The sequence below is a fragment of the Chryseobacterium sp. GVT01B genome, assembly GCF_019970045.1.
GTDB lineage: Bacteria > Bacteroidota > Bacteroidia > Flavobacteriales > Weeksellaceae > Chryseobacterium.
The window spans coordinates 438,633-453,526 of sequence record NZ_JAHXYI010000004.1 but is presented as its reverse complement, the minus strand read 5'-3'; the positions used below and the strand labels follow the sequence as shown (position 1 = coordinate 453,526).

General features: G+C 35.1%; 12 protein-coding genes and 1 other RNA gene. 3 read left to right on the top strand and 10 right to left on the bottom strand.

All coding sequences use genetic code 11. The features are described from left to right. The 4 genes from LC457_RS11975 to rnpB form a co-directional block, all read right to left on the bottom strand. Positions 1-591 carry a hypothetical protein gene (locus LC457_RS11975; protein WP_223600028.1) on the bottom strand — a complete coding sequence of 197 codons (591 nt, stop codon included), beginning with the start codon at positions 589-591 and terminating at the stop codon, positions 1-3. A 46-nt stretch (positions 592-637) separates the two neighbouring features. Beyond that, positions 638-1,165 carry a hypothetical protein gene (locus LC457_RS11970; protein WP_223600027.1) on the bottom strand — a complete coding sequence of 176 codons (528 nt, stop codon included), beginning with the start codon at positions 1,163-1,165 and terminating at the stop codon, positions 638-640. A 22-nt stretch (positions 1,166-1,187) separates the two neighbouring features. Further along, a complete protein-coding gene (locus tag LC457_RS11965; RefSeq protein ID WP_223600026.1) occupies positions 1,188-1,718 on the bottom strand; it encodes a hypothetical protein in 531 nt (176 codons plus the stop codon). Positions 1,719-1,886: 168 nt separating this feature from the next. Beyond that, positions 1,887-2,211, bottom strand: an RNA gene (gene rnpB / locus LC457_RS11960) — RNase P RNA component class A. Positions 2,212-2,370: 159 nt separating this feature from the next. Here rnpB and LC457_RS11955 point away from each other — a divergent pair. From LC457_RS11955 to LC457_RS11945, 3 genes are read left to right on the top strand one after another with little or no spacing between them, the layout of a single operon-like run. Beyond that, positions 2,371-2,862: an RNA polymerase sigma factor gene (locus LC457_RS11955; RefSeq protein ID WP_047386784.1), complete on the top strand. Its 492-nt coding sequence runs from the start codon at positions 2,371-2,373 to the stop codon at positions 2,860-2,862. Next, positions 2,855-3,529, top strand: coding sequence for a hypothetical protein (locus LC457_RS11950; protein WP_047420793.1), 675 nt, complete (start codon positions 2,855-2,857; stop codon positions 3,527-3,529). The genes LC457_RS11955 and LC457_RS11950 overlap by 8 nt, the downstream gene beginning before the upstream one ends. Before the next feature lie 58 nt (positions 3,530-3,587). Continuing rightward, positions 3,588-5,210, top strand: a complete 1,623-nt coding sequence (locus LC457_RS11945; protein WP_223600025.1) for an AMP-binding protein — start codon at positions 3,588-3,590, stop codon at positions 5,208-5,210. 281 nt (positions 5,211-5,491) lie between these two features. On the opposite strand, the gene LC457_RS11940 is transcribed toward LC457_RS11945, so the two are convergent. The 6 genes from LC457_RS11940 to LC457_RS11915 all read right to left on the bottom strand — a co-directional run bounded on the left by LC457_RS11940 (position 5,492) and on the right by LC457_RS11915 (position 14,825). Beyond that, the gene (locus LC457_RS11940; RefSeq protein WP_223600024.1) at positions 5,492-7,639 is read right to left on the bottom strand and encodes a hypothetical protein; all 2,148 of its coding nucleotides are present in this window, start codon (positions 7,637-7,639) and stop codon (positions 5,492-5,494) included. A gap of 193 nt (positions 7,640-7,832) precedes the next feature. Next, on the bottom strand, positions 7,833-9,296 hold the full coding sequence (gene rpoN / locus LC457_RS11935) for an RNA polymerase factor sigma-54 (protein WP_184556878.1): 1,464 nt from the start codon (positions 9,294-9,296) through the stop codon (positions 7,833-7,835). Positions 9,297-9,456: 160 nt separating this feature from the next. After that, the gene (gene asnS / locus LC457_RS11930) at positions 9,457-10,905 is read right to left on the bottom strand and encodes an asparagine--tRNA ligase (protein WP_223600023.1); all 1,449 of its coding nucleotides are present in this window, start codon (positions 10,903-10,905) and stop codon (positions 9,457-9,459) included. A 745-nt stretch (positions 10,906-11,650) separates the two neighbouring features. Continuing rightward, positions 11,651-13,396, bottom strand: coding sequence for a helix-turn-helix domain-containing protein (locus tag LC457_RS11925; protein WP_223600022.1), 1,746 nt, complete (start codon positions 13,394-13,396; stop codon positions 11,651-11,653). Positions 13,397-13,551: 155 nt separating this feature from the next. Continuing rightward, a complete protein-coding gene (locus tag LC457_RS11920; protein WP_223600021.1) occupies positions 13,552-14,193 on the bottom strand; it encodes a hypothetical protein in 642 nt (213 codons plus the stop codon). Positions 14,194-14,195: 2 nt separating this feature from the next. Further along, entirely contained in the window at positions 14,196-14,825 is a 630-nt protein-coding gene (locus LC457_RS11915) for an LA_2272 family surface repeat-containing protein (RefSeq protein WP_223600020.1), read from the bottom strand. Positions 14,826-14,894 lie beyond the last annotated feature (69 nt).

Sequence of the window (14,894 nt, the reverse complement as noted above, 5' to 3'; positions counted from 1 at the left end):
TTATTTCAAATCTGATCTGTTATGAATATAATTAAAGACCTTTGAATGTAATTTTTCAAAGGTTTTTTTCCATGTAAATTGTCCGGTAATTTTTATCTTATTCCCATTTTCCGGTAGCAGGAATGGTATGATTTCCTTTGGAATTCGCCAGAAAACTTCGGGTGGATTCTGCCTGAAGATATTGATGTAAAGCTTTAATGTTTCCAGATACCAGTCCTGATGCTTATGATAATCATTAATTCCACCTACATTTGGGAAATGATGCAGCTCTCTTTCAAGGATGTTAGGACAGAATTCTTTCCAGTATTCGGTGGTATAAAGCAAATGCATATGCCATACTTTATCTACTACGATCGACGGGGAAGCTCCGTTTTTTGAGATACAGCACAAATAAACAAACTTTTTATATTCTTCAATAGCAAGCAGGCAGAATCTCCTCGTCCACCCTTCAGTCTGAGCCAATTTTCTGGAAAATGGAATGATGACATCAGCCTGATCAATCTGATACGCTGAAATCCTCCCCCACAAAGGATTCCGGTCATAATCTAACTGTTTGTTATCCAATAAAACGGAAGTAAATTCGGGTTTCATAATGTCACATTTTAATTGGTAATTCTGGTAATTAATATAAACTCTATCAACCTCCGCATCCACAGGATAAAGGACTATTATAGGTATAAATTTCTTTTTTGTAATGACCTTGAAGTAATTCTGCAAAATCATCCCTGGTCATATCCGTATAAACATCTGTATCTCCTAAATGTAATTGAAAATCTTTTTCGGGATACAAATCTACTGTCACCGAAATAACAGCATCAACAATCTGAATTTCAGAAATTTCATCCCATATCAATTGCTGTTTTGCTTTATGGTTAAAAATTCCTGTTTGGGTGATGGATAGTATTTCTACAGCTTCTTCTTTCGGGGTTCTCTGTTCTGTAATGCATCTGATTAAGATTTTTACTGAACCATAAAAGAGAGCTGATAGCAATACAAGTACAATAATTGAGATTAAAAACTTAAAGGAATCACTACTTGTCAGCAAAAGATAGATTAGTGCACAAAGAGCAGCTAATAAGGCAAGTGATATAAACATAAAGAAAATAATCGTCACATATCCCGGTTTTCTTTGTCTGGATTTATATAAAGTGATTTCTGTTTTCATTTTGTAAGTTTCTATATTAAAATCAACAACCACAACCACAAGACACAGGAGTAATATAAGTATAAATTTCTTTTTTATAATGATATTCCAATAGTTTTTCAAAATCTTCCTGCTTCATTTGCTTCTGAAGATCTGTATTAAAAAGATTAAGTTTAAAATCTTTTTTAGAATCAAAATCTACGGTTACAGACAATATAGAATCTATAATCTGTATTTCTGAAATAGTTCCCCATTCGGCTTTCCTATTTTCCGGGTAATAAGTTATTCCTTCTTTTGAGATGTTTAAAGCAGGATAAATAACCGGACGTTTTGTTTGTTTTCTTATCAGATAAAGGAAATGTTTTACGATCAGATAATTTAAAAACATCAATCCGATCCATATTATTTTATTAAGAATCTTTATCAGGACAACATGGGTAATATCACTAAAAAAATAAGTCAGACATTGGTCAATTGCCCAAAATAGTCCATATACAAAGGCAATATAGAGTAGAATAAGAATATAACCAGGTTTTTCCTCAGGAACTGAATGTAATGTGATTTCTGTTTTCATTTTTATTTGTTTATACAAATGTGTGATAACAGAAAAATATAAAAATCCTCTATTCGTCTTATTTGGTTTTACACAAGTCTTATATTAGACTTATATAAATCTATTTCACAATTAATTATGAAAACAGATTTGATTGTAAGAATAAAATTTGAGGAAGATTATATTAAAAAAACGAGAAAATCTATAAGCCGGATTTTGTACTTCCGAAGAAGTGCCTGTTATTTATCTACGTGATACATTGCTGCAGCACTTGAGCTGATTACCCCTCGGTTTTCAGGACGAGCCGCCCCTATTTCCATTACTGAAAAGAACCGATATACTTACCATTGCACCGCAAAGAGTTTACCTGGTTTCACTACAGCCGAACTGTACTTGCTTTCTGTTGCACTTGTCCTACCCTCACGGGTGACGGATGTTATCCGCTTTGCTGCTCTATGGTGTCCGGACTTTCCTACCTCCCGTAAAACGGGAAATCAACAAGCCGATTTTCTCGCGGATGCAAAGATACATAAATTTCGCAAAGAAAGCGGAGAAAGCCAGAACAGAGAGGGAAATCTAAATTATTAATTCTCTTTTTTTGCATTTTTACGATTTTACATTATAATTTTCACCAATTACCACTTTATTATTATCTTCGTGCCATTATACATCTATGGATTCCAGAGAAAAAGAATTTGCGAAGCTTATCAAGGATAATCAGGGTCTGATTATCAAAGTATCGCGCCTGTATACCAATTCTCTGGAAGATGAAGAGGATCTTTTCCAGGAAATTGTCTTACAGCTGTGGAGAAGTTATGATTCCTTTAAAGGAAATTCCAAGATTTCCACATGGATGTATCGCGTAGCGCTCAATACAGCCATTACCCTCTTTAGAAAAAAAAGCAAAAGTCTTCCTACGAATGAACTGGACATCAACCACAAGGATTTTGTGGAAGATGACGATGAAAAACAGCAGCAGGTATCACTTTTGTATACTGTAATCAAGACTCTTCCTAATGTAGAAAGAGCCATTGTCATGATGTATCTTGACGATCTGCCTTACAAGGATATTGCAGAAAACCTCGGTATCACTGAAGTCAATGCACGTGTGAAAATGAACAGATTAAAGAAAACCCTTAAAGAACAGATGGAAAAATATGCCTGAATTTGATCTAGATAGTTTAAAAAAAACATGGCAGGAACAACCTGTACAGCCTAAATATGACGACAAGGAGATTCTCCAGATGTTGAATAGAAAGTCACGTAATTACATCAAATATATTTTCTGGATCAGCGTTGTAGAATTTTTATTCTTTTCCGTATTAGGTCTTTTTTATCTTTTTCCTGAAGAAGAATCTGACAGTTTCCGTAAAATGCTGGAAAGACTAGGTGCCCAGGAAGCTCCTGAAGTAGAAAACAACTTCGGTCATGCTTATTTAGCTATAAAGGTCTTAAGTCTATTGATTACAGCCTATTTTGTATTGAAATTTTACCAGAATTACAGAAGAATCAAGATTGAGGAAAATCTAAAGGGGCTTATCACCAGAATTATTAAATTCAAAACAACAGTAAATGCTTTTATTCTGATCAGTATTGTATTATTGTTGATATTTACGTTTGTATTAACCGCTTTCATATTTTACACTTTAAACTCTCAGAATATACAGCCTAGCGGCTCGAATCTTACTATTATTATCGTAGGAATTATTGTCAGTACGTTATTAGGTATATCCATGATCTGGCTTTATTACAGACTGGTATATGGTACAATTATTAAAAAGCTTGATAAAAATTTAAAGCAGCTTAAAGAAATAGATTCTCAGGAAAGTTAATATACATAGGCATATTTCGGGATATAATTATTAATTTTAGCCCACCAAATCTTAAACTATGCCCTTATCTTATGTGTATGGAACTTCTGAGGTTCCATTATTAGGACAGACCATCGGAGCCAATCTTAAAAGTACTGTCGAAAAATATCCCCATCAGGAAGCCTTAGTCTGTGTTCATCAGAATTACAGAGCTACATACCAGGAATTTTACAATCAGACAACCGCCGTTGCAAAAGCTTTACTGCTTTTGGGAGCAAAATCCGGTGACAGAATCGGAATCTGGTCCTCCAACCGTTATGAATGGGTTCTTTTGCAGTATGCCACTGCGAGAATAGGAACTATTTTAGTCAATATCAATCCGGCCTACAGGACTCATGAACTCACCTATGTTCTTAATCAGTCTGAAGTCCGTTTCATTTTCTCTTCTTTAAGTTTTAAAAGCAGCAACTACAAAGAAATGGTTGAATATGCCAAAGAAGTATGTCCAACCCTTGAGCATGAAATATTCTTTGATGAAAACTGGGAAGCATTTGTCAATAACGGTCAGGATATTTCAGATGAAGTTCTCCACAGCTTTGAAGAACATGTACAGTTTGATGATCCTGTTAATATTCAATATACTTCCGGAACTACAGGTTTCCCGAAAGGCGTTACACTTTCTCATCATAATATCCTGAACAACGGATATTTTATCGGAATACGGTTAAAATATACTGAGAAAGACCGTGTCTGTATTCCTGTCCCTTTTTATCATTGTTTTGGAATGGTGATCGGAAACATATGCTGCACAGCCCACGGAGCCTGTATGGTAATTCCCAACGACAGCTTTGATCCGGAAATTACTTTAAAAGCCGTTTCTGATGAAAAATGTACTTCTTTGTATGGTGTTCCTACTATGTTTATTGCGGAACTGGCAGTAAAAGATTTTGATAAGTATGATTTTTCAAGCTTAAGAACGGGTGTCATGGCAGGATCAGTATGTCCTCCGGAAATTATGAAAAAGGTAGAAAGTCTGATGAATATTAAAGAAATGAGCATCTGCTACGGAATGACGGAAACTTCACCCGTATCTACCCAGACTTTAATAGGAACGCCGCTGGAGAAACAGGTCAGTACTGTGGGAACTGTTCAGGATCATCTTGAAATAAAAATTGTGGATGAAAATGGCAGAATCCTGAAACGTGGCGAACATGGTGAACTTTGTACAAGAGGATATTCTGTCATGCTGAAATACTGGAATGATCCTGAAAATACTAAAAAAGTACTGGATGATGCCCGCTGGATGCATACCGGAGATATGGCAGTAATGGATAAAGACGGTTATATTACCATTTCAGGAAGAATAAAAGACCTTATCATCCGTGGCGGAGAAAATATTTCACCTAAGGAAATTGAAGATTTTTTATATACTTATACCAACATCCTTGATGTTCAGATTATTGGAGTTCCGAGTGAAAAATTCGGAGAAGAAGTGATGGCCTGGGTAAAAGTAAGGAAAGGATTCACTATCACAGCAGAGGAACTTCAGGAATACTGCAAAGGAAGAATTGCCCACTATAAAGTCCCGAAATACTGGAAGTTTGTAGATGAGTTCCCAATGACTATTTCTGGCAAAATAAGAAAAGTAGAAATGCGGGAAATCTCAATGAAAGAGCTTGAATTAGGCAGTTTTAAAGATTGATCCTGTCTAAATTTTAATTTTAACCACAAAACGCACAAAAGTTTTAAAATACTTAAGTTTTTTCAGAGCCAAACTTTATGCATAATAAGTACAAATTAGTTTTATAAAAATGTTTGATTTTTCACCTTATATGAACTTTTCAACGGAAGCATTTTAGGATTACTAATTAGACGAAAATACTTAAAATGAATACTTTTGTGCCTTTTATGGTTATGTAATTTTATATGAATTTGCTTTTGAATAATCGCTTATTCTTTATTGTTCAAAATAAATTAATCGGCTTATTCAGGTTCTGCAATTCCCAGAAAAATGACTACTCCATCACCACCGGGATTATCAAAAACATCTACAAGGGTTGACGGCTTCCAGTTGTTCATACACCAAAGATTTCCGGCACCGTCAATATTTGTTGAAGTCAGTCTCATGATTGGCTGATAACACTGCATTTGTACCCCTTCATGTTTTGTTTCGTGCAATTTTGGTTTACGCTGAGTACCATATAAAGGATATCCATTAGCCAAAGTGACTTCAGAACCACCCGTAGGAAGAGTAAGCAGCATGGCGGTTTCCGGTTTTGACGGGTTACGAAGCATCGTTACTCCAAAAGGCCCCTGCATATCCAGCGCAGGATTATTCTTAAAATCTGTTTCATGACCAAAATTGGCTAGAAAAACAGTTTCCTTTTTATCTATTTTAACTCCCCAGGGAGCATAAGTATTGACATCGTAATACCCCAAAACGGCTGAAAGGTCTTTGCTAAGAACTGTGGCACGGCTGCTGCTCACCCCTACCACAACAACATCGCCATTACCAGTTATTGCAATCTGACGAAGTGATTCGTAACCTTCCTGCTTATTGGCACTTTCAGAGTAATTGCTAAACCAGCTATTTGTTACCACCAATTGATTTCCTTCAATTGCAACTTTATAAACTGCTGAAAAAGCACAGTTTTCAGGAATATCTTTATCATAATTTCCAATACAGGACACATATGCACTCCCTTTATGATCAGGAATTACATCAAATATTTTCAAGTAAGGGGTTTGGGTAGGTAACGGAGTCATGTCTGGTGATCTTTTTACAGGAAATTCATTACAGATAAGAGTTAATGCTTCTGTGGGACCCTTCCCGAAGTCACCATCTTCCGGTTTTAGATAAACAACTACTGCACTCGGTTCGTTTTCAAAAGGATAAACTCCCGGATTGGCAGGTGCAAAAGGTTTCTGGCAGCCCACTGAAGCCATCCATAAATTCCCTTGATTATCATATTCCATTCCCTGAACACGGGAAAGCCCTAATGTAAAACCATTGGAAGGACTTACCGGTTTTCCGTCTTTATAATAAAAACGGGAGATACTTCCCTCTTGTGGATTGTTATATTCCGAACCCCAGCCGAAGTTACCGAAAGAAATATATTTTTTATCCGGGCTTACTGCAGCTCCAAAAGCTACACCAAGTAGTCCACCGCCCTGAACCGGAGAAAAATCCGCAGGTGTAGCATCGTACTTATACACAGGACAATGCGTTCCCGAATCTGGAGAACCGGCCCGGAAATTATTGGCGATCCATGCATTATCATCCGCATCAAAAACAACAAATGCAGCACCACTCGGGATAAAGTTTTTAGCTCCTGAAGAATTGCTTTTTAGTGTAAGTGTCCAGTTATTAGGAATTTTTTGATCATCAGTCATATTTTTCATCGAGACTAATGAATCCGGGTAAATTTCTTTCAAACCAATAAGCATTTTATAAATATTGACGGCATTATTACAGGGATCATGTAATACATTTCGTACAGCCTGAAGAAAATTTTTATTTGATTCAGAAGGCCCATGCCAGGCAAAATCTAAAAACTGTCTGTAAAAAGGCTTTCCTGTAGTGAGGATTGGATTTGTTAAAGAATAATAGTACAAATTACATAAAGAATTGAACATGGGATAACTATTCGTTTCAAAGCCATTCGGTGATGTGCTTATCATGTCTCCGATGGCTCCTTCTGTTTTGTATAGATTCTTCTTCATCCCGTAAGCGATTTTCATATTTCGTTCGGTACCTGCAATATGAACTGTCCCATTATCATCTACTTTCGCCATACGTGCAAATGTATAGATTGAAGCGATAGAGGATTCGGGATTTACAATGACAGGAGCAATAACATCAGGAAGATAGAATGTTGCCAATAAACTTAAGGGTTCGCCTTCAATTTTGTATAGAGTATCTTGAATTATATATTCATGTACCCAAACGGTTACAGCGTAATATTCCGATTCTACATTTTTAATTTCAACATTGAAAGTATTGTTTTCAAATGAAGTTTTGCTATTAACAGCGCCAATGAAATTTTCAACAATTCCAAAAACTTGAAAACTTCCTGAAGTGATGGTCATGTTTTTCACTTCAACACTAAATTGAACGTTTTTTGTTGACATAAGCAAAATGGTTAATTGGTTCAGTTAAAGATTAATCAACCAAATGTCGGGATAAAGGATTGAATTTTATTCAGTAGAAATACGGTACTGAAATTATTGATAACAACTTGCTAAAACGGAGGAGTGAAAACTTTAAATAAGTACAAGTTCAATAATAAAAAAAGCATTTCAAATTGAAATGCTTTTTTATATTTTAAAGTTCTTTTCTTAATCTTGCGACAGGAATATTGAGCTGTTCACGATATTTTGCAATCGTTCTTCTGGCAATATTATAACCCTGTTCTTTTAGGATTACCACTAATGCATCATCTGTAAGTGGCTTTCTTTTATTTTCTTTGTTGATTACTTCCTGAAGATGGGTTTTAATCTCTTTGGTAGAAACTTCTTCTCCATCATCATTCGTTAAGCTGTCTGAAAACAGGTCTTTAAGATATACAATACCGTTAGGAGTATCTGCATATTTACTTTTTACGACTCTTGAAATGGTAGAAATATCAAATCCTGTAATATCTGCAACATCCTTTAAGATCATTGGTTTCAGAGACTTTTCGTCTCCGGTAATGAAATAATCCTTCTGGAATTTCACAATCGCCGTAATCGTCTGTAATAAGGTATTCTGACGCTGATTAATAGCATCTATATACCATTTTGCTGCATCCAGTTTCTGTTTGATAAATAATGCAGCCTGCTTATGCTCCGATGAATTTTTATCATGGGAATAAGTAGTCAGAATATCTTTATATTCTTCAGAAACTCTTAACGTAGGTGCATTTTTGCTGTTAAGCATAGGAATTACTAATCCGTCTTTTACCTGAATCACAAAATCCGGAATAATTTCCTGATTGATTGTAATGGTCTGTGTGTCGAAATTCCCACCTACTTTCGGGGATAATTTTGAGATTTCTTCCAGTGCATCTTTAAGATCTTCTTCTTCAATATCATATTTCTGAATGATCTTGTTATAGTGTTTATTCGTCAAGGCTTCAAACTGATGTCTCAAAATATTGGCAGCTAAAGAAACTGCTTTATCTGAGCTTACTTTCTTTTCAATTTGCAGCAATAAACATTCCTGCAGGCCTCTTGCTCCTACTCCGGAAGGGTCCAGCTTCTGAACATAGTTCTCCAGAATATCCTCAACTTTTTCTTTAGTTGTATAAATTCCTTGTGAGAAAGCCAGATCATCAACAATAGACTTGATTTCTCTTCTAAGATATCCGTCTGTATCTAAGTTCCCGATAAGGTATTCTGCAATCTTAAGATCTTCATCACTGATATTCACCAGATGAATCTGCTCTGTAAGATAGTCGTACAAGGACTGTCCCTCCGTGAGAAGACTTTCATTGTCAAATTCTTCATCATCCGGAGAATAGTTGCTGGATGCGGTTTTATAGCTTGGTTCATCGTCATAGATATATTCATTGACGTCGAAATCTGTTTCAATGCTTTCTGTACCCTCATCCTTATAAGCATCTTCCAGGGAAGAATATTCATCCTCCTTAGAATCTTCTTTCGCAATTTCCAAAGCCGGGTTTTCTTCTAACTCTCTCTCCAACTCCTCTTCAAATTCCAGAGTATGAAGTTGAATAAGCTTCATCAACTGGATTTGCTGAGGGGCCAGCTTTTGTCCTAATTTGAGTTGTAAGTGTTGTTTAAGCATATTCTTATTTGCGTTTTAACATAACATATTCTACGAATTTAATAAATTTATTTGATAAAAAATGTATTTAGCATGATTTTTGCAGTATACATCCCATCTTAATAAACTATTGAAAAATAAAAAAAGCCTTAACTTGTGATTAAGGCTTTTTTTTATTGTTCTAGAATTCAGCGCTTTTCGGCGTTCTTGGGAAAGGAATTACGTCTCTGATGTTCGTCATTCCTGTTACGAAAAGAACTAATCTTTCCAGTCCTAAACCAAAGCCTGCATGCGGCACAGAACCGAATTTTCTGGTATCAAGATACCACCAAAGTTCATGTTCATCTACATGCATATCTGCCATTTTCTGTTTTAAAACATCTAATCTTGCTTCTCTTTCAGATCCACCGATAATCTCACCGATACCAGGGAAAAGAACATCCATCGCTGCAACAGTTTTGTTGTCATCGTTCAGTTTCATATAGAAAGCTTTGATTTCTTTCGGATAGTCAAATAATACTACCGGGCTTTCAAAATGTTTTTCAACAAGATATCTTTCATGCTCAGACTGAAGGTCTGTTCCCCATTTTTCAACCGGGTAAGCAAATTTTCCTTTTTTGTTTTCTTTCGAGTTCAATAGGATTTCGATTGCTTCTGTATAGCTTACACGCTTGAAACGCTTAGCCACTACATTCTGAAGTTTTTCGATAAGACCTTCTTTTGCTCTTTCTTTTTCCGGCTTTGTCTTTTGTTCTTCTGCAAAACGGTTGTCTAAGAACTCAAGATCATCTTTGCAGTTATCCAATACATACTGGATCACATATTTTAAGAAATCTTCCGCAAGGTCGATATTGTCTTCAAGGTTGTTGAAAGCTACTTCCGGCTCAATCATCCAGAACTCAGCAAGGTGTCTTGTAGTGTTAGAATTTTCAGCACGGAAAGTAGGTCCGAAAGTATAAATTCTTCCCAATCCCATAGCTGCAGTTTCTCCTTCAAGCTGTCCTGAAACGGTAAGGTTGGTTTTTTTACCGAAGAAATCCTGTGCAAAATCAATATCTCCTTCTTCAGTTCTCGGCATGTTGTTCAGGTCAAAGTTCGTCACTCCAAACATTTCACCTGCTCCTTCTGCATCTGCTCCCGTAATAACCGGTGTGTTGATGTAGAAGAACTGATTTTGGTTGAAGAACGAGTGAACCGCAAAACTTACTGCATGACGCACTCTGAACACCGCTCCGAAAAGGTTTGTTCTGAATCTTAAGTGTGCCTGCTCACGAAGTTTCTCAAGGCTGTGTTTTTTAGGCTGAAGAATTGTATTCTGAAGTTCTTCCGTAAAGTTATCTCCTAAAACAATGATTTTTTTAGCGATAATTTCCACAGTCTGTCCAGCTCCCTGGCTTTCTACCACCTCACCTACTACTTTCAGAGAAGAAGCCGTATTAATTTTCTTGATGATCTCTTCATCAAAATTTTCGAAATCAACAACTATCTGCAAATTATTAATCGTAGAACCATCATTAAGCGCAATAAAGCGATTAGAACGGAATGCTCTTACCCATCCGTAAACTGTAATGTCATGATGTAATACTTTCTTGTAATCCTTTAGGATTTCTTTGATCGTTTGCTTTTTCATTTGTTGATGATAAATTTTTTATATAAAAATTAATGTCTGCAAAGTTACAAAAAAACAGCGCAACTTGATGATTGCGCTGTCTTTAAAAATCATTTAACAGGTATTTAAACTTTCAGTTCAGGAAATTCACCTTTTTTCTTCTGCAGACTCTTCTTCATTTTCAGGTACATTTCCACTCAATATCATCCTGAACTTCAATAAAATCCGGATACACCCGGAATGAACACACTTACACTATCACTTTTAAAAAGAATAAAATTTTATTTTACTCTGGGTTTTCATGGAATTAGTTTATTGAAATGGTTATTAGTTTTTAAGTGATACGTTCATGGTAAATTACCGGGTCATACATCCATTTTTAGACTATAACTATACTTTTAAACTGTGGAGGATTCACCGGATTTACTGTTTAATGATTTTAAATGATTACTACACTTTACATCTCTAAAATTCTGAACAATTACATCATTAGTTGCATTTTAGTTTTCTGATTATTATTCTGTTTTTATCCTCTTCATTATTAATTTTTTTGATACAGTTCCTGACTTGATATTTAAATATTCAACAGCTTAGAACTGATATCTTGTATTGTGCACATACAAAATAAATGGTTGTGTTTTTACCTGAAGCAAAGATGCAGGAAGTGGAAGAATGACACAAGGGAATGGTTTATAGATTCATAAATTTATATACATAAAATCATGAATCTATAAACATTAACCAAATGAATACCAGTAAATTAAATCTAATCCGAAGACATGTTTTCAATTTCTTTCAGATAGATAGAAAGAGGAGTTCCGGTTCTTTTTTTGAAGGCTAAAGTGAAAGCCTGTTCGTTATTATATCCTAATTCTTCTGCGATAAAAGGAATTTTGTAGGACCTGAATTTTCTGTCAGTGGCCAGTCTGCTGATGGCATAGTCAATACGGAGATCGTTGAGATAGGTTGCGAAGTTTTTCCCTTTGTAAGTATTGATAATTTCTGACAGATATTTAGAGTTTGTTTTTATTTTTTTAGCAAGACTTCCCAAGGTAATCCCTTTATTCAAAAACTGATCTTTGTTTTCAAATATTTCAAGTTCCTTTAAAATGGTCTGAGCAATATCTTCAGAAACAGTTCTGGATGTTTTGTCTTCAGAATTTTCCGTATTTTCTACCGGATGAATTTCAGAATGAATTTCTTGTTCGATTTCCGGTTCTTTATTTTTCCCTACTCTATTTTCATTTACGGATTGAATCAGATCCTGGGCAATCTTTTTATAGTTCTTTTCAGATTTTTTATATTTAAAATAAACATTGATAAACAGGAGGTGCGATATCAATAAAAGACTCAGTACAATATAAAACAAACTCTTTCTTTTTGTAAGCTCATTAGTAATATCTTCCTTCTCCTGCTGTAGTTCCGGCGTATCATATCTTCTCGGAAGCTCTCTGGAAATATACCTGAACTGTGTATCCAGGACCTGATCAACTTTTAGAAAACGGTCTACATAATACAGTTGCTTTTCTTTATCATTATTTTCTTTATAATAATCAATCAGGTAAGTGTATACGTCCCTCAGCTCGGGATAAATATAATTTATTTTAAGAACCATAGAATCAATCTTCCTGAAAAAGTCTGCTGCTTTTTCTTTTTTCTGAAGCCCGGCATAGGATTTCCCTAAATACAAAAGGGTATAATTATGATCTCTCTTAGAACCATTATTCCTGGTAAAGAAATATTTTTCACATTCCGATAAGCCGTCAATCGCTTTCTGATAATTTTTTGAATGAAGATGATAATATCCCAGCAACCCAAGATTCTGATAATAACGGTAAACATCATTATTTTTTTTGCCCCCCTGTAAACCTTCCTGTATCAATATATAAGCAGAATCCATTTTATTGATCTCTATATAAGCATCTGCGAGATTCAATTTGAGAGAATTTCTTTCATCTACAGTCAAATAATCGGCATGATAGGCATAATGTCTCAGTACTTTTGCGGTCTCCGCATGTTTCCCTATATAATTGTTGAGATAGGCAATACTGGTATGGGCCATGGCAATCTGCCTTTTATTTCCTTTTTCTTTTGCATATTTCAATCCCAGGATATAATTATTTAATGCAGCCTGGAGATTATCAGTCTTGAAATACAGGTTTCCTTTTAACAGGTAGATTCTTGCCGGATAGGCATTTCCTTTTGAATTTTTGGTGATGTGTTGTAAGCTGTCAAGGTATTTTAATGCATTGGGTAAATCTTCGTCATAATGAAGCAAAACATACCCTTCAGCAATCTGAGTTGTATTTTTTTCAAATTTTGCCTTTTTAAGATAAGAACTGGCAATACTTTTTGTGCTGTTTGTATCTCCCGGAAGGGCCTTATAGAATTCATGTTCCAATTCCTTATAAGTCAGTCTTTCCAGAATATTTTTTTCTACATTATTGATCTGTGCCTTAAAAAGCACATTCCCTATAATCAAAAACAGCAATAAATATTTTATTTTCATCATTCATCCGAGCTATATTACAAAAATATTATTTTTCTTCAGTAGATGCATCACTGCTTTTGCTTTTTTCATGTATTAATCAATATTTTCATTAAATTTAATAGTGATAAGTCTCTAAAAAGAGAGTACAGACTGATGGCTGCACTCTCTTCAAAAAATTATTTCCATTCTACTCTACCCTCAAGATAATATACTCTTCCATCACTCTCGTAAAGAAGATCATATCCCTGGGATGTCAGATAAAAATGGCAAACCTTTGTTTCTCCACTTCTATCTTTAAAATTGATAACAGCAGGACACATTTTAGCATGATCCATTTTTTTCACAATCAGGTCAAAATTTTTCTGAATGTTCTTTTTGCTGTACAGAGACAGCATCCTGTCATCAATAAAACGCACATACTTCAAAGCTGAAAGAGGATAATGAATAAGTTTAAAAGGCTGTCCTGCCAACTTAGCTGCATTCTCATTGAAAAAATTCGTGATCGAAAGACTATCCTGTGTAATATTTTTCACCACGTTTGATTCATATCTTTTTCCGTCCGTGAATTCCATACTATAGATGGCTTCCATTTTAATGGCAAAACCTTTCCCTGATTTTCTTAAATCTTTTAAATCTGTAAACTCTTTCCCTTTTTTGATCACAATCAAAACATTTCCTTCTCCAAAATCACAATCATAATATTTTTTATAATCAAAAGGTTCTTCTGTAGAGGTATTCACTGTATCATGAGTGGCATTTTGTGAAAAAATACGTGCTGAAAACAGGAATAAAAATAATATGAGTTTATAATTTTTCATGTCTAATTTGTTTTCTGTTTTTTAAAATTCCAGTTGATGAGAGGAAGTTTTCTTTTTCCGTTTTCATTCCATCCGCCGATCTGGATTCCTCTGAAATCTTCACATTTGTTGTACAAACCAATCTGCAGCCCACGACATTTATGTCCAATATTGGCCAACGGTGCTGCAGAAACACCTTTCATCTCATGATGGAGATTAAAAAATGGAGAAACAGATACTCCGTTAGTCACAGCATATGTGTTGATATTACTCGAAACATTAACCTCCAGGCCATTGGTAACGGTAGGCTCCATATTGATCAGAGACAATTGAAGTCCATTGATTGTATTCATCTTTTCACGGGGAACCATTACATAATCATCATTGCCTGGTAATTGTAAGTTGAAAAGCATCAACGGAGGAAGAAAAATACCCAGGAAGTTGAATCCCATTCCCAATCCGTTTACTTTTTTAGGCTTAAAATGATCTTCCTCATCATAGTATTTAAATAAAATCCCGTTGACATTTCTAACATTCTTTGAAGGAGAAGCTGCGATAAATCTCGGTTTCAAAGAATCTGCTTTTAAACTGTCTGATGCATAAGCCAGACTATTGAATAAAAGAACTGCTGCAAATAAAATTCGTGTTTTCATAACGCATTATCTTAAAATTACATTTCAAAATTATCAGCAGAAAGCACAGTTCCGAATGTGAAAAAAAAT